The organism is Bacillus massiliigorillae (assembly GCF_000380245.2).
Taxonomy (GTDB): Bacteria; Bacillota; Bacilli; order Bacillales; family DSM-1321; genus Bacillus_AD; species Bacillus_AD massiliigorillae.
This window is the reverse complement of the sequence record NZ_HG428741.1, coordinates 3,508,638-3,528,117: the sequence shown is the minus strand read 5'-3', so window position 1 is coordinate 3,528,117 and position 19,480 is coordinate 3,508,638. Positions and strand designations below refer to the sequence as shown.

The window sequence follows — 19,480 nt, the reverse complement described above, 5'->3', positions numbered from 1 at the left end:
GATACGAGTTTCAATAAAAGGGGATTATAAAATATGAATGAGAATTTTTCGGTTATACAAGGGGCAGAAGAGTTATACTTTGAAGGAAATGATATTGGAGTTCTTATATCTCATGGGTTCATGGGAACGCCACAAAGCGTGGAATATCTCGGTGATAGACTAGCACAGTTTGGCTATACGGTTATGGCACCGAGGCTAAAGGGTCATGGCACACATCATTTTGATTTAGAAAACTGCAATCATGAAGATTGGTTTGCTTCACTTGAAGAAGGTTATAAAAAACTACAACAAAAATGTTCAACTATTTTTGTTATTGGTCAGTCAATGGGGGGAGCGTTAGCTTTACGACTAGTTAATAAATATCCATCTATTAATGGAGTTATTGTGGTAAACGCTGCGTTATCATTACCAGCTTATGAGGTATTTAAGGGTGTGACCGAACCAAGGTTTATTGATGAAGGTGAACCGGATATTAAAGACCAAACAGTTCATGAAATTACTTATTCAAAAGTGCCATTACATGCAATTCATGAACTTCAAAAAATTATGGAGAATACACCTGCAATCATACCATCCATTCAAACACCAATTCTTGCTATTAAGTCTTTAGAAGACCATGTAGTACCTTCTGAAAACACGGATTATATTTTGAAAACGGTTGGGTCAAAAGTGAAGAAGATGATCACCTTAACTAATTCTTATCATGTGGCATCTATGGATTATGATAAAGAAGAGATTGTTGAGCAAACAAATCGTTTTATTAGTAATCAACTGCTAGTGAATTATTCTAAGCGAAAATATAGTGAATCGAATAATTTAAATACGAAATGTTTTTAAGTGCAATAGATATCGAGATTAGAGGAGCCGATTCATATGTCATAATTTTTGACTATGAACGGCTCTTTTTATTTTAAATAGCGAATAAGTAGAATTCATTAAGTTCTTAAATATCAGTGAAGTTGGTAGATTCTTTTCGTTTTATAATAATAGTAATAGGGAATAAGGAAACACTTATAATTATTTTACTATCGTAGATGGGACGGATTAGGCATGTCACAGCATAATATGAATGATTATCACTCGGAAGAAATACTAGCAATGATGCCAATCGGCATCCATCGTTGTTATATTCATGATTGCCAATATAGATTTGATTTTGTAAATGAAGGTTTTGTGCAATTATTAGGTTGTTCACAAGATGAAATAACTAAAGTATATCAAAATGACTTTTTTAAAGTTATTTATGAGAATGATTGCAAGCGAGTTGAACGAAGTTTAAATGAATTATGTGCTGGTAAAGAAAGCTATAAAGAGGTTGTATATCGCCTGGCAAGACAAGATGGGAAATTAGTATGGGTTAATGCTATTGTTAAAAAGATAATGGGCGTTGATGGTGATATGTGGTTATATAGTATCATCACTGATATAACCAGTTTTAAAGTCGAATTAGAGGAATTGCAAGTAAAGGTAGATGGTTACCGGAAAATTACAGAGCATTTAGATGAAGTCTTTTTTGAATGGGACATAATAGAAGATAATCTTAAGTTTTCACCAAATTTTGTAGAGAAATTTGGTTATGAGCCTATTTTAGAAGAAATTAGCTCTTCTATTCCAACCTCAATGCATGTTCATCCAGAGGATGTATCTATTTTTGTGACGCTATTAAAGACGATTCAAAATGGAGCTCCATATGCTCAAAGTGAATTTAGAATTAAGAAATATCCTGATAAGTATCTTTGGTGTAAAGTGAAAATCTCTTCTCAATCTGATAAGGACGGTAAAGTGTATAAGGCTTTTGGAACAGTATCAGATATTAATGATCAGAAACAAACATTACAAAAGTTGCTTTTTAAAGCACAGAGAGATCCGTTAACGGGCATTTATAATAAGACCACTACACAGAGCTTTATGGAAGAGTGTTTAACAGGTGAGGAATGTCATAAAAATCATGCGCTTTTTATTATTGATATTGATGACTTTAAACGTGTGAATGATCATTTAGGGCATTTATTTGGAGACGCCGTATTGAAAGATACAGCTATAAACATTCAACATCAATTTCGTGATTACGATATTGTGGGACGAATTGGTGGAGATGAATTTGCTGTGCTTCTAAAAAATATACCATCAGAGAAGCTAGTGATTAAAAAGTCAGAGAGTCTGATTGATACTTTTCGTCGTTCATTTACAGGGCATGATAAGAAATATAAAATTTCCGGTAGTATAGGCGTGGCTATCTATCCACGAGATGGTAAAACGTTTAATGAGCTTTTTCAAAATGCTGATAATGCGCTATATGCAGCGAAGAAGCAAGGTAAAGATAGCTATTGTATTTTCAGCAAGGAATTAAAGGCTGAGAAGTATAAAAGTGTTCTCGATCAAGCTAATTTAGAGGAAGTACCGCAGAAATCCTTTACTGATAATTTAATAGAATATATTTTTAAAATATTATATGAGACAAAAGATATGAAAGTAGCAGTTCCGTTAATATCAGAAATTATCGGGAAGTATTATGGTGTTAGCCGAGTTTATGTCTGTGAAAATTCAGAGGATGACCTCTCAGTTAGTAATACGTTTGAATGGTGTAATGAGGGAATAGAATCTGTAATGCATAGTATTCAAAACTTTCCTTATACAATGTTAGTTGGTGAAGAAGTTTCATACAAATCCTTATTTAATGAAAATGGCGTTTTTTATTGTAAAGATATTCATACATTGCCGAAACATTTATTTGAAATATTAGATGCACAAAATATTCGTTCATTAATACAATGTTCTATGGAACTGGACGGGAGATTTAAAGGCTTTATAGGTTTTGATGAATGTAGTGGTCTACGACTATGGACAAAAGAAGAAATTGATATGTTAACGGTTATTTCTCAAATACTCTCCACGTTTCTATTAAAAAAACGTAGCGAGAAAGAACTAGCTGAGATGTATCAGCTTCAAAAATCGATACTAGATCATATTGATGCGGCTATTTATGCTATAAATCCTGATACGTATGAAGTGTTCTACTTTAATGAAAAAACAAAGAGTATAGTACCAATGTTAAAGAAAAATGACTTGTGTTATAAAGTATTTTGGAATGAAAGTAAGCCATGTGAACAATGTCCAATGAAAGGGCTGAACGATAAGAATACAACATCCACATTAGTACGGTACGATGAAAGTATGGATATTTGTACGAATCTGTCTGCGGCATACATTAATTGGTTGTATGGACAGCAAGGTTGTTTATTGACTCGATTTGATATTAATAAATATCACGCTAACAATTTACCATGCCCGTAATAAAATGGATGGTAGTATCAGTACAAACAAAAAAGATGATTCAACAATCATCTTTTTTTGTTTGTACTAATGATAATGCTCTTTATCCTAAAGTAGGTGGAACCGTAGTCTTGGAAAGTGTTGTTTGTTCTTGAACACTTTGTTTTTCAGGGAATAATAAGCTAAAGACAATCCCGAAAAAGGCTGCGATAAAAAAGGTAGTAAAACGGGATGAAACGATGCTGTCAAGAGGCGTGGAAATCCATATGACGGTGCTTAAGAAACCGGTTATGATTGTAGCGATTACGCCAATGCCTGAATATTTCTTCCAAAAAAACGTTAGAATGATAGCTGGAGAAAGTGTACAACCAACTCCTGCCCAGGCCCAGCTAACAACAACGTAGACGAGTGATTTTGATGTTAAGGCAATAAGTAGGCCTAATAAACTAGCAACTATAATAGTAATTCTTGAAATGAGAACAAGTTGTTTTTCTGTTAATTTTTTTTTGGATTGCTATTGAAAATATCTTCACTAACCGAGGAGGTAATAACTAATAGTTGAGAATCTGCTGTTGAAACAATGGCTGCAGCAATACCAGCTAATAGAAGACCAGCAATCCAAGGTGGAAACAAATCAAGCACCATGTACGGAAGTATCATTTCAACATCTGCGAAATTTTGCCCTTGATAGAGTGTGAGCGCTGTTAAACCTATTAGAATAGCACCACCATAGGCTAATATTGTCCAAACAATGGCTACAATACTTGCTGTTTTTACTTCTTTTTCATTTTTTAAAGCCATGAAACGGGCGCTAAGTTGAGGTTGTCCACCGAGAAAGCCAAAGAACCAAGCGAAATTATTGAAGAGCAGTAATCCTAGAGCAACGCCAACCATTCCTCCAGTCCAAGAGTCCATGTGAGGGCCGGCTGATACAAGTGCTTCACTAATAGAAAGGTCTGCTGCATTGATATGAAAAAGAGCAATAAGTGGAAGGACAGTAAGGGTAATTAACATCATGATGCTTTGAACCATGTCTGTCCAAACAACGGCTATAAACCCTCCAAAATAAGAAAGTCCAATAATGATAACAAGACTTAATAGTGCCCCGACTGTTGGATTAATATTAAATACAGCGAATAATGTTTTGCCGGCTCCTGCAATTTGAGCGCCAAAATAAAACATCATAAAACTCACGATTAATATTGTAGACATCCAAAGAATGATTTTAGAATGGGTAGGGAATCTTGTGGCTAAGTAACCTGGTAAGGTTAATACTTGGTGTTTATCTGCTGCATTCATGAATCGTTTTGCTAAGAATAGCCATGCGAAGGCGATTCCAATTGTAATGCCAACGGCTACCCAAATAGCAGATAATCCAGTTGTGAAAACGAAGCCTGTATAACCTAGAAGTAGCCAGGCTGATTCACCGGTAGCTCTTTCAGAGAAAGCTAGTGCCCAACCAGGCAATTGTTTTCCACCTAATAAGAAGCCAGAATGGCTGATTTCGCGGCGACTGAAGAGGTATCCAACTAGTAGCATGAATAAACAATAAAGAATAAATTCAACAATAATAATACTATTCATAGATAAACCCTCTTTCGTTTCATTCTATATTTACTATTTATAAATTAATGGTATGTCCAATTTGATGCTGAATGGCTTTTTGATAAATAGCTTCAGCTGCAATTAAATCAAAGACTGCATGTCCTGTAGATTTAAAGATAATAGGTTTATGATGATTGCTTTCTTTAGAGTAGGAATGGGTTATAACTTTTGAGAAGGGAACGACATTTGCTTTTGAAATCCAACCATTCGAAATGGGGTCAATAATATCACCTGATTCTTCAATGGCGTCTATAGTATCTACGTATAGAATCTCTGCTTCTTGAAGTAAAGTATCTGGAAGCTCTCTCATATGCGGCTGAAAGGAACCGATTGCAATGATTAACTTATTCTCATAGATATTTGGAACATTCGGTAGCACTGGAGTTGTTGAAGCAGTTGCAGTAATGATAATGTCGGACTTTTCAACGACTTGTTGTGAATCTGTCATAGTATGAATCGAGATAGAAGGAGGAAGGTATTTCTTCAATTGATTTATAAATGCTGGTATTTTTTCAGGGGAACGATTGTAAAGGTAAATATTCTGAATCGTCCTTTCTGAGCAACAGCTGATGAGCTGATGAAGCCCTTGTTCTCCTGTTCCGATTAAGCCTAAGGATGTTGCTTGATATGGAGCTAAATGACGAACAGCGATTCCACCAATAGCACCTGTTCGCATACCAGTTAAAAGGGTGCCATCAAGGATTGCTTTCATCTCACCGTTGATTCCATCTGTAATAATAATCATTCCTTGGGTTACTGGTAATGACTGATTATGAGGAAATACGCTGACGATTTTAGTAACGATATGATGATTGTTGGCACTAGGCATCACAAGGAGTGCGTTCTCGTTTAATGAGAGCTGTGATCTCGTTTGTGTAGTAAAACGCCTCTGTTCATAGACAATAAAAGCTTGTTCAATGGCATCATTCATTTCTTTTGGAGTCATAAGTTCTTTGAAGTCTTTACCTGATAAAACTAGCAAAGCAATCCCTCCTCGTATTTTTAAAATTCAAGTTGCATAAAGTAGTTTGATTATATTAAAGAAATTTTGAAGATTAAATATACAATTTGCACAAAGAATCGCTTTAAAACATCAAAAATCTTTGTGCAATATTTAATTCACTATAAAGAAGGGGATAACCAACTGACGTTACAATAACATTGTAAAAATAGCTTTAATGCGAGTAATGCAGCTAGAGATTGATACGCTCATCAGAGTATATTACAGTATCGTTTTAAGTCAGATTTGTGAAGTATTAGAAATTGATTTGGAATCGTATGAGCATTGCGCAATATTAACCTTGCTCTTAAATTGGAGCAGCAATTTAATTAGGGCATTCATGTAAAATAAAAAATAAATATTTATTCGATATGTTGCATAAATATTAATATAATTATATAATTCTATTAAGTCAGAAAATACGGTTAAAAAAAGAGGGGTACTTGAATGAAAAAATTTACAGTAAGTTTGGTATTATTATGTTCATTTCTTATTGTTTTAGCTGGATGTGGTACGAGCGATAAAACAAGCGGGGAAAAAGAAAATAAAGACGGACAAGAAAAGAAGACATTACGTGTAGTTACAAATGCAGATTACTCTCCAATGGAATTTCAAGATAAAGGTGAACTTGTTGGATTTGATATGGAATTAATTACTGCTATGGGTAAAGAAGCAGGTTATGACGTTAAACTTGAGCATGTTGGCTGGGATCCAATATTTGTAGAACTTGATAAAAAACGTGCGCAAGTTGGAGCATCAGCGATAACTATTAATAAGAAGCGTGAGCAATCTTATGATTTTACTGCACCATATTTCTATGCTTCTCAAAAAATATTAGTTCCTCAAGGTAGTTCTATTAAAAGTGCAGCTGATTTAAAAGGGAAAAAAGTAGCCGTACAAATGGGAACAACAGCGAATATTATTATGGATAAACTATATGGTGCTGACAACAAAAATATTAAAAAATTTGAAAACAATATTCTTGCTATTATGGAGCTTACAAAAGGTGGAGCAGATGCAGTTGTCGCTGATAATGCAGTAGTAGAGGAATATGCAAAAAATAATCCAAAACAAAAACTAGTTGTTATTGAGGATAAAGGAGCATTTGATCCAGAGTTTTATGGCTTTATGCTTCAAAAGGGAGATAAACAATTAAAGAAAGACTTAGACAAGGCGCTTAATACACTATTAGATAATGGTGAGTATACAAAGATTTATCAAAAATGGTTAGGTATTGAACCTGATGTAGCATTTTTGAAAGCACAACAAAAAAAATAGAGCAATTAAGAAGAAGCTGAGCCCATAAGATCTTGGGACTCAGCTTTTTTTATTGTATCTAACCTTACACCTGCTATGCTCTGAAATAAGCCAACCTGTTTTGAAAACCAAGTGAGGTTTTTCAAGAACAGCTCGTCTTATTTCTACCGCATAGCTCTTTTTTGATTTGGAGTAAATCAAGGAGCATAAACATCAATCCAAAAAGACCGGTGCCGGTTTTTCTTAACAGATAAGAAAGTATATAAATTTGTGCTGTGTCTAGCTCCAGCGCCCAGCGACTAGTAGATTTCGCCCATCTCCCTACGATAAGTCAACATCGGATCGGCTATCGCCTCTTCGTGTTTCCTTTATCTCAGTCGAAGTGCTCCAATCTATACGTCGCCAAACGGGCGCTTGCGCTTTTCTTATTGACTTATTTTTTCTCAACAAGGAAGTATTTTGATTTTCCACGTTTCTTGTATCCTACAATTTTTATTTGAGTTTCTGATTCTTGAATAATATCCATACCGTTGCAACCATATGTAGGCAAGATGATATTTATGAATAATTCAATAAAATCTTCATATTCTCCCTCATAAACGAGAATTTCAAGAGCTAAATCTTTGTTTGGGTTTACATAATAAACAGTGTAAGTATGCATGAGATTACCTCCTTAAAGTGATCCGTATATAACTATATTATTATAATTATCGACAAGAATCATGTAAGCAAACGAAATCTGTAAAGATTATATTAATTTTATAACAATAAAATAGATTCAAGGTATTTTCGTGATAAGATATGAATGCTCAAAAAATGGAAGATGAAAGGGATGTACTATGAAAAATTATATTGAAATACTCTTAACTTCACTGAAGCTAGGGGTTACGTCATTTGGAGGCCCTACGGCTCATTTAGGATATTTTAATGAGGAGTATGTGAATCGCAAAAAATGGTTGAAATCCGAAGAATATACACAAATCATCGCATTGTGTCAGTTTTTACCTGGTCCCGCAAGTAGTCAGGTTGGTATGGCAATTGGTTTGTTACGTGGTGGATTAATAGGCGGCTTTTTATCTTTTTTAGGATTTACATTGCCTTCCGTTTTAGCACTCGTTATTTTTGCGCAACTGTATAAGCACTACGAATTTGCTGAAATGGGTTGGATTCATGGATTGAAGTTAGTAGCAGTTGCTGTTGTAGCACATGCTGTGTTGGGGATGGCGCAGAAGCTAACGAAAGAACGGTCCCAAATCGTCATAATGGTTATAGCGACAATAATTACATTACTTGTAACTGGACCATTTGTGCAGGTAGGAATAATTATAGTTGCCGGTATAATAGGTGCTTATATTTATCGTGGTGCTAATAGTGAAGTAGAATCTTCTTATACGATTCCAATTAGTAAACGTACAGGATTTATAGCCTTTAGTGTGTTCTTTGTTTTATTAATTGGGTTGCCAATCATGAGTAACCTCTTTAATTTTCATTGGTTAAATGTTTTTGATACATTTTATCGCTCGGGTTCTCTTGTTTTTGGAGGAGGTCATGTTGTTTTACCATTATTGGAGAATGAAGTTGTTACGACAGGTTGGCTTAGTAAGGAAGAATTTCTTGCTGGTTATGGAATGGCGCAAGCGGTACCAGGACCATTATTTACATTTGCTAGTTATATCGGAGCAATGATGAGTGGAATTAGTGGCTCTGTAATAACGACTATAGCTATATTTTTGCCAGCTTTTTTATTAGTTGTAGGATCACTACCATTCTATAATGAAGTACGTAACCGTTCCGTTTTTCAAGGCGCTTTAACGGGTATAGAGGCGGCGGTAGTTGGTATTCTATTAGCTGCGTTATATGACCCGGTTTGGACAAGCGCTGTAAATGAAGGATTTGATTTTGCTCGTGTATTGATTTTATATGTCTGTTTAACGATTTGGAAGTTGCCTCCTTGGATGGTTGTTATTCTTGGTGTTGTTTTAGGAAGTATATAAGTTTCGTCAAAATGTGTCTAAAATGAGTCTTTTATATGAAGAAATTATAAAATTTTTATTAAAATACTCTTGAAAAAGTATGAAATAGCTACTATAATAAGTTTTGTTGATTACAAAGTTCGACAAAATTTAATAGCTTATGCGGGTGTAGTTTAGTGGTAAAACCTCAGCCTTCCAAGCTGATGATGAGAGTTCGATTCTCTTCACCCGCTCCATACATAGATACTAACGCAGTGTTTCGTTACATAAGAGAACGAAGTGTTGCGTTTTTTTATGTCTTTTTTTTTCTTTATCAAATGTGTGTGAAGCATGTGAATTATGGTTATTCTGTTACAAGTGGTAGAATATTTTGAAAACCCAGATTAGAACTCTAATCTGGGTTTGAGCTATCGTTAGCTATAGATTTTGTAACTGGCATCTCCACCACAAATGCTAATAAACATGTTCATTAATGATTGTGTTAATTGTTCAGCCTCTTCACGTGAAAGAGATGGTCGTAAATAGATAAATTGAATAGCATTCTTTGTATTGGGTGTTACCATTGTTCGCTTGGAATCGACGTAAGGGCTACCGAATGGACCAATTTCATCTTTTGTTAGTATCATATTCTTCAAAGAGTTCATTCTTTCATTAATACCTTCATATTCATCATTTTCATTTCCAATCGCTAATGTGATATTACCTTTAACCGCCTCACAATCATAAATACCAATCGGACATTCGTATTGTAATGAAAAGAAATTGTTCAAGTCGGTTGCTGAGTGTATAGAAGGTAAATAATTTTGCTTTTTAATTCGTCTGTATAATGCTTCTGCTGAATGACGATATCGCGCAGCATCGGTGCCAGCCAGCTTAAATGTATCTCGCCATTCCTTCAAACCGGCAAAATCCATTATTTCTTTTTCTTGTGTTTCAAAAAATAAGGATTCTTGGAATAATTGCAGTCTTCCTTTTAACATTTGAGGAGAAGCATCCACAATAATATTGCGATAGGAAATAGCTGCTACTTTAAATCCAGGGATTTTTTCATGTAAAATGGGTTGTATTGAAATATCCAAAAGATCAGCTCCCTAATATTAGTTTAATATTTAACATAACATACAGCAAAGAAAGGAGGCAAAAAGCTTGGACTATTATCAGTTAAAACAAGATATTATCTCGTACAGTAAAGAAATAGGCATCGATAAAATTGGTTTTACTTCAGCTGCTCCTTTCAGGGAATTAAAGGATCGTCTTATTCGTCAACAAGAGTTGAATTATCAATCAGGTTTTGAAGAGCCTGATTTGGATAAGCGCACAAATCCAGCTTTAATTTTTCAAGAGCCGAAATCGATTATCGCTATTGCTTTAGCGTATCCTTCGAAAATGAAGGAACATATTCAAGGGAAAAAGGATGAGCGTCGAGGTATTTTCTGTAGAGCTTCTTGGGGTGTTGATTACCATGTGCTTGTGAAGCAAAAGCTACAGTTACTAGAAACATATATTATGGACCGTCATCCTGAGGCACGAGTAAAATCAATGGTTGATACAGGAGAGCTTGTTGATAGAGCGGTTGCGGAGCGTGCAGGTATTGGCTGGAGTGCGAAAAACTGTGCCATTATTACGCCGGAATTTGGTTCATATGTTTATTTAGGAGAAATGATTACGAATTTACCACTAGAGCCTGACGAACCAATTGAGGATCAGTGTGGAACGTGTACGAAATGCTTAGATATATGTCCGACAGGTGCACTTGTAAATGGTGGTCAAATTGATGCACAAAGATGTATTGCTTTCTTGACGCAAACAAAAGGATATATTCCAGATGAATTTCGAAAGAAAATCGGCAATCGTCTTTATGGATGTGATAGTTGCCAAACTATATGTCCGAAAAATCGTGGCATTGATTTACATTTTCATGAAGATATGGAGCCGGAACCAGACATTGCAAAACCGTTATTAACGCCAATTCTGACTATGAGTAATCGTCAGTTTAAGGAGAAGTTTGGTCATGTGTCAGGTTCATGGCGTGGTAAAAAACCAATTCAACGTAATGCTATTATCGCCCTTGCTCATTTCAAGGAACCCTCTTCTTTGGATGCTTTAATAGATGTGATGAGAAATGATCCAAGAGCAGATATGCGAGGCATGGCTGCATGGGCCGTTGGGAAAATCGGTGGAGAAATAGCAAGAGAAGCATTAATCATGGCTCAATCGAAAGAAAGTGATGAAGCTGCTTTAGGTGAAATAGAGAAAGCTTTAAGCAATAGATAATCATATCTATTGCTTATTTTTTTGAGCATTTCTTCATATATTTTACGGGAGAGGCGGTGGAGAAGTGTGATTAAGGAGCTGGAAAGCTATTTGCAAAATAGATGTTTAGCCTATGTAGATGAATCTACAACACGGGATTGTGAGAAAGTTGTTTTAAAAAAAGCTCTTTTGAAAAAGCGTAATGCAGAAATTAAAAATGTAAAAGCGAAAGGGAAAATTCAATCAAAACAACAAGAAAAAGAAGAGACAATTGTTCATTATAATGTTCATTTTCAGTATTTTATTAAGCAAAAAGACTGCTTTTATATGGAGGAAGAAATCGAGCAGAGAGTGGCTCGATTCAAGGAGGATACATGTATTTCCGATGAAGAAGTAGTAGTGAGTATTCCAAAGCTTGAATTATCATTTATTACGTATGAGGATGATGATACTCGAGCAACCTTTTATTATGATAGGTTGAAAGCTGTTCAATATGCTGATACGTGGTGGAATGGTACTAATCCACAATATCAGCGATTCAACGATGATTGTACAAATTTTATTTCGCAATGTTTAAAAGCGGGTGATGCACCAATGCGTGGGGTTACGAATCGTTCCACGGGATGGTGGTATAGCGGTAAGAATTGGAGTTATAGTTGGACTGTATCTCATGCACTCAATTTATATATGCAGAACTCTTCAAGAGGACTTCGAGCTAAGGAAGTAGATTCTCCTGACCAATTATTGTTAGGGGATGTTATCTGTTATGATTTTGAAGGGGATGGTCGTTATAATCATTTTACGATTGTCACAGCGAAAGATGAGGATGGGATGCCACTAGTGAATGCTCATACAACGGATAGTAGACATCGTTATTGGTCGTATGAAGATTCTACTGCCTATACGCCAGAGATGCAATATAGGTTCTTCACAATCGTGGACGATGAGTAGAAACATGGTATAATCAGTAAAGAGTATTGAAGGAAGATATTAGAGGTGAACATAAGGTGGCAATACATGTAGTACTATTTCAACCAGAAATCCCTGCAAATACAGGAAATATCGCTAGAACGTGCGCTGGAACGGATACCATTCTTCATTTAATTCGTCCTTTAGGTTTTTCAACGGATGATAAAATGTTAAAAAGAGCGGGCTTAGATTACTGGGAGCATGTAAAGATTTTGTATCATGATAGTTTAGATGACTTCTTCACAAGCACACAAGGTGGAGAATACTTCTACATCACGAAATTTGGTAAGAAGCCGTATACGACATTTGACTATAGTAATGTGGAACTGGATTATTATTTTATCTTTGGTCGTGAAACAAAAGGTTTACCAGAAGAAGTGATTCAAAATAATTTAGAGCGTTGTTTACGTATTCCAATGAATGATAATATTCGCTCACTCAATTTATCTAATACAGCAGCGATTTTAATATATGAAGCGTTAAGACAACAAAACTATATTCATTTACATTAAATGAGGACGTCTCAAAAGTAATTTGCAAACTATTTTTGAGACGTCTTTTTATTTATATGTATAAATAAAATGGTCGAGAAAAAAATAGGACTATCTGAAATAAAGGAGAGTCGTGAAATGCAAACGGTTAAAGATGTGATGACTACAGATATTCAGTTTTGTACACCGTTAGATAATGTATATGAAGTTGCTTTAAAAATGAAGGAGCACAATATTGGTGTAGTGCCTATTTGTGAGGATGGTCATATACTTGGCGTAATTACAGATCGTGACATTGCTATTCGTGGCGTGGGAAGTAAGCGACCTGGTTCTACAAAAGTAACAGATATTATGAGTGAAAAGCTAGTAAAGGCATCTATTGATATGAGTGTTGATGAGGTAGCAGAATTAATGGCTGAGGAGCAAATTCGTCGGCTACCTGTGGTGGATGGCACTAAACTAGTAGGAATGATTTCACTTGGTGATTTAGCAGTTCGTGAAATTTTTTCGGATAATGCAGCAAGAGCTTTAAGTGAAATTTCGGAGTGTCATGGAGAATTGCATCATTGAAAAAGAAAAACTGTCACCTGTCTTTTAGGATGATGTTTACACTTTAAAAAAGGACAAGCTTCAGATGAAGGTTGTCCTTTTTTATTATTTGGATTTATGTGGCTTATCATTATATCCTGCAGTGAAAATCGCAGAAAGAAAGGCAACACTTACTAACAGAATTAGAACAGTACCCATAATAATAACCTCCTTATCGATTACCATATTATCCAATTATTGCATAAATCTATTATACTGAAAAATTCATGGGGATTAAAGGGAATGTATGGCTTTTTTTGGAACGAATACTTTTATGAAGTTTGTTCGGGCGTGTACTCTTTTATCATCATTATGGGTTTCTGTGCATAGAGTATAAGTATCATTCCTGAAATAAACAGGGGGAGGTACCTTATGGACATTTTAAGAAAGATTGGAAGATATAGAGAAGAGGAACAGAAGTTGAAGTGGGAAGGAACCTTCGCAGACTATTTAGCGCTTGTGAAAGAGCGTCCATGGATTGCGCAATCCGCCCATTCTCGTGTGTACAACATGATTAAAGATGCTGGTATTGAAGAGGTTAATGGCAAACGAAATTATAGTTTCTTTAGTAGTCAAATGTTTGGTCTAGAAGATTCTTTAGAAAGATTGGTAGAGGAGTATTTTCATCCTGCTGCTAGACGGTTAGATGTTCGTAAACGGATACTTTTGTTAATGGGACCAGTTAGTGGTGGTAAGTCAACACTTGTTAGTATTCTAAAACGAGGATTAGAACAATATTCACATCAAGATCACGGTGCGATTTATGCCATTAAATCATGCCCTATGCATGAAGATCCTCTTCATCTTATCCCACATCATTTACGAGATGACTTCTTCGAGGAGTATGGTATTCGCATTGAGGGAAATTTATCACCACTAAATGTAATGAAACTTGAACAAGAATATGGTGGTCGCATTGAGGACGTAATGATTGAACGCATTTTCTTATCAGAAGACAAACGCGTTGGTATAGGAACATTCAGTCCATCAGATCCTAAGTCACAAGATATTGCTGATTTAACAGGTAGTATTGATTTTTCTACGATTGCAGAATATGGTTCAGAATCGGACCCACGTGCCTACCGATTTGATGGAGAGTTAAATAAAGCGAATCGCGGGATTATGGAATTTCAAGAGATGCTGAAATGTGATGAGAAGTTCTTGTGGCATTTACTTTCCCTTACACAAGAAGGAAATTTCAAAGCAGGAAGATTTGCTTTAATTTCAGCTGATGAGCTGATAATTGCACATACGAATGAAACAGAATATCGTTCATTTATTTCGAATAAGAAAAATGAAGCACTACATTCTCGTATTATCGTAATGCCAGTTCCTTATAATTTACAAGTAAGTAAAGAAGAAAAAATTTATGAAAAAATGATTGGTGAAAGTGATGTGCGAGATGTGCATATTGCACCACATACATTGCGAGTAGCGGCGATGTTTAGTATTTTGACACGCTTGAAAGAGCCGAAGAAAGGCGACATTGATTTAGTGAAGAAGATGCGCCTATACGATGGAGAAAATGTTGAAGGCTATAACACGGCAGATGTGGATGAACTGAAGAAGGAATATCAAGATGAAGGCATGTCAGGTATTGATCCTCGTTATGTTATTAATCGGATCTCCTCTACGATTATTCGTAAAGAAGAAGCATCGATTAATGCACTCGATGTATTACGTAGCTTGAAAGAAGGTCTTGATCAACATCCATCTATTACAACAGAATTACGTGATAAATACTTAAATTACATTTCAGCAGCTCGGAAAGAGTTCGATAGTATTGCGAAGAAGGAAGTACAAAAAGCCTTTGTTTACTCATATGAAGAGTCTGCGAAAACATTAATGGATAATTATTTAGATAATGTGGAAGCTTATTGTAATAAATCCAAATTACGCGATCCATTAACAGGAGAAGAGATTACACCAGATGAGAAGCTAATGAGATCAATTGAAGAGCAAATCGGTATTTCTGAAAATGCGAAAAAAGCATTCCGAGAAGAAATATTAATTCGTATTTCAGCATTTGCTCGTAAAGGGAAGCGTTTCGATTACAATTCACATGATCGTCTTCGAGAAGCTATTCAAAAGAAACTATTTGCTGATTTGAAAGATGTCGTAAAAATTACAACATCTGTGAAAACACCAAATGAAGAGCAGTTGAAGAAGGTAAATGAAGTAGTGGCTCGATTAGTCAATGAGCATGGCTATAACACAACATCAGCTAATGAATTACTACGTTACGTAGGAAGCTTATTAAATCGTTAAATAACCTCTTAGAAAAAAACAAATAAGGAATAAGTTTACAATTTTCTTGCGGTGGGTAAAAAATGTAAACTGTTGTAAGGAGTGATTGATGATGGATAGAAAGAGAATGGTTCACAAAGATTATGTGCCAGAAAACAGTTCCATGGCGAAGAATTTAGAGGAAGTCAAAGCACTTGGGCAGCAAATGGAGCATATGAATACAAATCAAGAGTTGCAAAGGAAAGGTTTAGAACCAGATCCAATGCAATAAAGTGAAAGTTTGCTCGGTGGGGGATTTATCTCTTACCGAGCATTATCGTCTAGCTACATCGGCCAGCCCTCGAGGTCATAAGCTATCTCTCTTCGGGAAATGAAAACCATATTTCCTACTGAGAGCTATCTTATGCTTGCCTTAGGCTAAACAGGCTGATTCCTCATTTCTATGTTGAACCAATCGAGTTCTGTACGGAGTTCAATTTCTGCTCATATAGAAGTAAGGGAGTAAGCAGTTTTCAATGAACCTAAGTTATACATTTTTTCTAAAGCACCCGGACTTGGGTGTTTTTTCTTACTAATATTGAAGGTAATATTTCATGATTTGCATAAGAGTCATGAAGACTAGCAAGATTATATTCAGCTAATAGTATGTTGTAAAGGGGAAATGAATATGAGCTATCTAGGTATTCAAACTTTACCTGCTGTGTTTGTAGATAATCGAACTGGTGCAACGATTACAGATCTTACTTTCTATTACAATGGTTTAGTAATTGAAGAACCGAGGCTGAAACGCATTAGACCTGGCGAAAGGAAGATTGTGTCGATTTATTCGAGGAATATTGAAGGCGAAAAAACATTATATATGAAGCATAAAAAACGGAATAATGAAGAACAGTCGTATGAAATTTTCAATAAATTAACAGAGCGGTTTTGGGGAAATATATTAATAGAGATTCTTTCAATTCATAGTGATGGAACGTTAAATATTAGAGTGAATACAGACTTTGATTATGGAGTTTAAAACTTTTTGCTAGGCGAATAACTAATTATTAAAATAGTTTGCAAGTTGTATGAAATAATAGCATAGGATAATGTAAGTCGATTAATCGGACTTACATTATTTTTTTATATGTAATTGTCGTTCATGATTCTAGAAATACTGTTTAACAACAAATTTTTATATATAGGAGGGGAAGAACAATGTCGTCTGAAGGTAATCATCAGTCTGTTATTTCTAAGGAAGATTGGTCCCTCCATCGCAAAGGTTTTGATGATCAACAACGCCATCAAGAGAAAGTGCAAGAAGCCATCAAGAATAATTTACCCGATTTAATTTCAGAAGAAAGTATTATTATGTCAAATGGAACAGATGTAATTAAGATCCCAATCCGATCACTTGATGAATTTAAAATTCGTTATAACTATGACAAAAACAAACATGTAGGGCAAGGTGATGGTGATAGTCAAGTTGGTGATGTTGTAGCACGAGATAATTCAGGTGCGCAAAAAGCACCTGGGAAAGGACAGGGAGCAGGCGATCAAGCGGGTGAAGATTACTACGAAGCAGAGGTTTCACTATTAGAAGTAGAGGAAGCTCTATTTAGTCAACTAGAATTACCTAATTTGCAACGAAAAGAACAAGCAGACAACACCGTAGAAGATATCGAATTTAATGACATACGAAAAACAGGCTTAATGGGCAATATCGATAAAAAGAAAACAATGATTTCAGCTTTTAAACGAAACGCTCTTACAGGAAAACCAGGTTTTCATCCTATTTACCAAGAGGACTTAAAGTTCAAAACATGGAATGAAATTGTTAAGCCCGATTCAAGAGCAGTAGTTCTTGCTATGATGGATACATCAGGATCAATGGGTATATGGGAAAAGTATATGGCTCGAAGCTTTTTCTTCTGGATGACACGCTTCTTACGCACAAAATATGAAACAGTTGAAATTGAATTCATTGCTCATCATACAGAAGCAAAAGTAGTAAGTGAAGAAGATTTCTTCACCAAAGGTGAAAGTGGAGGAACAATTTGTTCATCTGTATACCGTAAGGCACTAGAAATCATCGAGGCAAAATATCAACCAGAGAAATTCAATATTTATCCTTTCCATTTCTCAGATGGAGATAATTTAACATCCGATAACGCTCGCTGCGTGAAGCTTGTGGAAGAAATTATGAAGGTTAGTAATATGTTTGGCTATGGTGAGGTTAATCAATACAACCGACATTCTACATTAATGAGCGCCTACAAAAACATTAAAGATGAGAAATTCTACTATTATATCTTAAAGCAAAAAATTGATGTTTTTCATGCGATGAAGAGCTTCTTTAAGAAAGAAGAGAATAGTAATACGATGTATGCTTGAAAGGGAGTTATTTAGTTGAATTTAGAAGATTTGTTAGAACTGACTTTTTGAGTCAGTTCTTTTCTTTTTTTATTCTATATTTCTTCAAAAATGACGAAGTAAGACTATAAGGACTGTATGTTATACTTTCAAGTAGAATATAAAATTTTTTGTCTATTTTGGCAGATAGAGAGCTTTAAATATTTACAATTGGATTCAAAAAAGAAAGCGCTTATATTGCTTATAAATGTGAGGAAAATCACATTTATATATAACTTAGAATCATTTTGCTAGAAATGATTTTGAAATCTTTTTACCAAAATATTTAAATCATAAAGGAGTTTGCTTCTATGCACATGAAAGTTGAACAGCCAAAGAAACATCATCGTTTTGCAAATTTTGAAAATGGTCCACGCTTAATTTTTTGGGAGTTAACGGAAGGGTGTAATTTGAAATGTATACATTGTCGTGCAACAGCACAACCTGAACGTTCTCCAGATGAAATGTCAACAGAAAAAGCTTTTCAGGTTATTGATGAAATAGCTGATTTTGCTAACCCATTATTAATCCTAACTGGTGGAGAACCATTGTATCGACCTGATTTTTTTGAAATTGCAGAATATGCTACTCAAAAAGGATTGTCGGTTGCGATGGCATCTAATGGGACACTGATTACAGAGGATATAGCAAAGAAAATAAAAGAAGCTGGAATAAAACGTGTTGCTATTAGTTTCGATGGACCTTCTTCAAATATTCATGATCAATTTAGAGGCTTAGACGGTTCTTTTGAAAAAGCATTACAAGGTGCTAGAAATGTAAAAAATCAAGGTGTTCAACTTCAATTCAATACGACAATTACTTCTCATAATGTTGATTATTTAGAAGATATGATTGATTTGAGTAAACAATATGGTGTAGATGCACTTCACTTATTCATGCTTGTACCAGTCGGATGTGGTGTGCAAATTGTTGAGAGTAATATGTTAAGTTCTACTAAATATGAGGAAGTATTAGAATGGTTTTACGAAAGATCTCGTGAAGTAGATTTTGAAATTCGTGCTACTTGTGCTCCTCATTACTATCGAATTATGAGACAAAAAGCAAAAGAAAAAGGAGAAAGAATAACGGTTCAATCACATGGAATGGCGGCTGTGACAAAAGGATGTTTAGCAGGTACTAGTGTATGTTTTATCTCACATAAAGGAGATGTTCGTCCTTGTGGGTATTTACCTCTTAAGGCAGGGTCTGTAATAGAGCAAGAATTTAGTGATATTTGGAAAGATTCTACCCTTTTTCAGCAATTACGCAATCCCGAGTTAATTGAAGGGAAATGTGGACAATGCGAATATATACAAGTTTGTTCAGGATGTCGTGCTCGTGCTTTTTATGAAACGGGTAACTTCCTTTCTGAAGAACCTTATTGTAACTATATCCCTAATCAAGTATAAGATCATTTTGGAATTTACAACATC

At 35.2% G+C, this 19,480-nt stretch carries 16 protein-coding genes, 1 tRNA gene and 1 pseudogene; 14 read left to right on the top strand and 4 right to left on the bottom strand.

Features of this window, described 5'->3' with window-relative positions:
• Nucleotides 1-33 precede the first annotated feature (33 nt).
• The gene (locus TX86_RS16290) at nucleotides 34-837 is read left to right on the top strand and encodes an alpha/beta hydrolase (RefSeq protein WP_042349968.1); all 804 of its coding nucleotides are present in this window, start codon (nucleotides 34-36) and stop codon (nucleotides 835-837) included.
• Between the two features lie 213 nt (nucleotides 838-1,050).
• Nucleotides 1,051-3,294 (top strand): sensor domain-containing diguanylate cyclase, encoded by a 2,244-nt coding sequence (locus tag TX86_RS16285; RefSeq protein ID WP_052343699.1) that lies wholly within the window; start codon nucleotides 1,051-1,053, stop codon nucleotides 3,292-3,294.
• Nucleotides 3,295-3,376: 82 nt separating this feature from the next.
• On the opposite strand, the pseudogene TX86_RS16280 reads toward TX86_RS16285, so the two are convergent.
• Both TX86_RS16280 and TX86_RS16275 read right to left on the bottom strand, forming a co-directional pair.
• Nucleotides 3,377-4,857: pseudogene (locus TX86_RS16280) on the bottom strand (sodium/proline symporter).
• Nucleotides 4,858-4,894: 37 nt separating this feature from the next.
• The gene (locus tag TX86_RS16275) at nucleotides 4,895-5,860 is read right to left on the bottom strand and encodes an ornithine cyclodeaminase family protein (protein WP_042349966.1); all 966 of its coding nucleotides are present in this window, start codon (nucleotides 5,858-5,860) and stop codon (nucleotides 4,895-4,897) included.
• 465 nt (nucleotides 5,861-6,325) lie between these two features.
• On the opposite strand from TX86_RS16275, the gene TX86_RS16270 reads away from it, so the two are divergent.
• On the top strand, nucleotides 6,326-7,156 hold the full coding sequence (locus TX86_RS16270; RefSeq protein ID WP_042349964.1) for a basic amino acid ABC transporter substrate-binding protein: 831 nt from the start codon (nucleotides 6,326-6,328) through the stop codon (nucleotides 7,154-7,156).
• Nucleotides 7,157-7,568: 412 nt separating this feature from the next.
• On the opposite strand, the gene TX86_RS16265 is transcribed toward TX86_RS16270, so the two are convergent.
• Nucleotides 7,569-7,796: a hypothetical protein gene (locus tag TX86_RS16265; RefSeq protein ID WP_042349962.1), complete on the bottom strand. Its 228-nt coding sequence runs from the start codon at nucleotides 7,794-7,796 to the stop codon at nucleotides 7,569-7,571.
• Between the two features lie 178 nt (nucleotides 7,797-7,974).
• Here TX86_RS16265 and chrA point away from each other — a divergent pair, with 178 nt between their 5' ends.
• Complete coding sequence (chrA, locus tag TX86_RS16260) at nucleotides 7,975-9,129, top strand: chromate efflux transporter (RefSeq protein ID WP_042349961.1); 1,155 nt, start codon at nucleotides 7,975-7,977, stop codon at nucleotides 9,127-9,129.
• Between the two features lie 141 nt (nucleotides 9,130-9,270).
• Nucleotides 9,271-9,344: transfer RNA gene (locus TX86_RS16255), tRNA-Gly, on the top strand.
• A gap of 177 nt (nucleotides 9,345-9,521) precedes the next feature.
• Here the strand turns inward: TX86_RS16255 and TX86_RS16250 are convergent.
• Nucleotides 9,522-10,187, bottom strand: a complete 666-nt coding sequence (locus TX86_RS16250; protein WP_042349960.1) for a B3/B4 domain-containing protein — start codon at nucleotides 10,185-10,187, stop codon at nucleotides 9,522-9,524.
• A gap of 67 nt (nucleotides 10,188-10,254) precedes the next feature.
• On the opposite strand from TX86_RS16250, the gene queG reads away from it, so the two are divergent.
• The 9 genes from queG (at nucleotide 10,255) to TX86_RS16210 (ending at nucleotide 19,456) form a co-directional block, all read left to right on the top strand.
• Nucleotides 10,255-11,382, top strand: coding sequence for a tRNA epoxyqueuosine(34) reductase QueG (gene queG, locus TX86_RS16245; protein ID WP_042349958.1), 1,128 nt, complete (start codon nucleotides 10,255-10,257; stop codon nucleotides 11,380-11,382).
• Nucleotides 11,383-11,448: 66 nt separating this feature from the next.
• On the top strand, nucleotides 11,449-12,312 hold the full coding sequence (locus TX86_RS16240) for an amidase domain-containing protein (protein ID WP_042349957.1): 864 nt from the start codon (nucleotides 11,449-11,451) through the stop codon (nucleotides 12,310-12,312).
• A gap of 56 nt (nucleotides 12,313-12,368) precedes the next feature.
• Nucleotides 12,369-12,842, top strand: a complete 474-nt coding sequence (gene trmL / locus TX86_RS16235; RefSeq protein ID WP_042349956.1) for a tRNA (uridine(34)/cytosine(34)/5-carboxymethylaminomethyluridine(34)-2'-O)-methyltransferase TrmL — start codon at nucleotides 12,369-12,371, stop codon at nucleotides 12,840-12,842.
• Nucleotides 12,843-12,959: 117 nt separating this feature from the next.
• Nucleotides 12,960-13,391 (top strand): CBS domain-containing protein, encoded by a 432-nt coding sequence (locus TX86_RS16230; RefSeq protein ID WP_042349954.1) that lies wholly within the window; start codon nucleotides 12,960-12,962, stop codon nucleotides 13,389-13,391.
• A 390-nt stretch (nucleotides 13,392-13,781) separates the two neighbouring features.
• On the top strand, nucleotides 13,782-15,677 hold the full coding sequence (locus TX86_RS16225) for a PrkA family serine protein kinase (protein ID WP_042349953.1): 1,896 nt from the start codon (nucleotides 13,782-13,784) through the stop codon (nucleotides 15,675-15,677).
• Nucleotides 15,678-15,765: 88 nt separating this feature from the next.
• Nucleotides 15,766-15,927, top strand: coding sequence for a hypothetical protein (locus TX86_RS27055; protein ID WP_195892918.1), 162 nt, complete (start codon nucleotides 15,766-15,768; stop codon nucleotides 15,925-15,927).
• A gap of 396 nt (nucleotides 15,928-16,323) precedes the next feature.
• The gene (locus TX86_RS16220) at nucleotides 16,324-16,674 is read left to right on the top strand and encodes a hypothetical protein (RefSeq protein ID WP_042349951.1); all 351 of its coding nucleotides are present in this window, start codon (nucleotides 16,324-16,326) and stop codon (nucleotides 16,672-16,674) included.
• A 179-nt stretch (nucleotides 16,675-16,853) separates the two neighbouring features.
• Nucleotides 16,854-18,029: a sporulation protein YhbH gene (gene yhbH, locus TX86_RS16215; protein WP_042349949.1), complete on the top strand. Its 1,176-nt coding sequence runs from the start codon at nucleotides 16,854-16,856 to the stop codon at nucleotides 18,027-18,029.
• A gap of 329 nt (nucleotides 18,030-18,358) precedes the next feature.
• Entirely contained in the window at nucleotides 18,359-19,456 is a 1,098-nt protein-coding gene (locus tag TX86_RS16210; protein ID WP_154663122.1) for a radical SAM/SPASM domain-containing protein, read from the top strand.
• The last annotated feature ends 24 nt before the right edge of the window (nucleotides 19,457-19,480 follow it).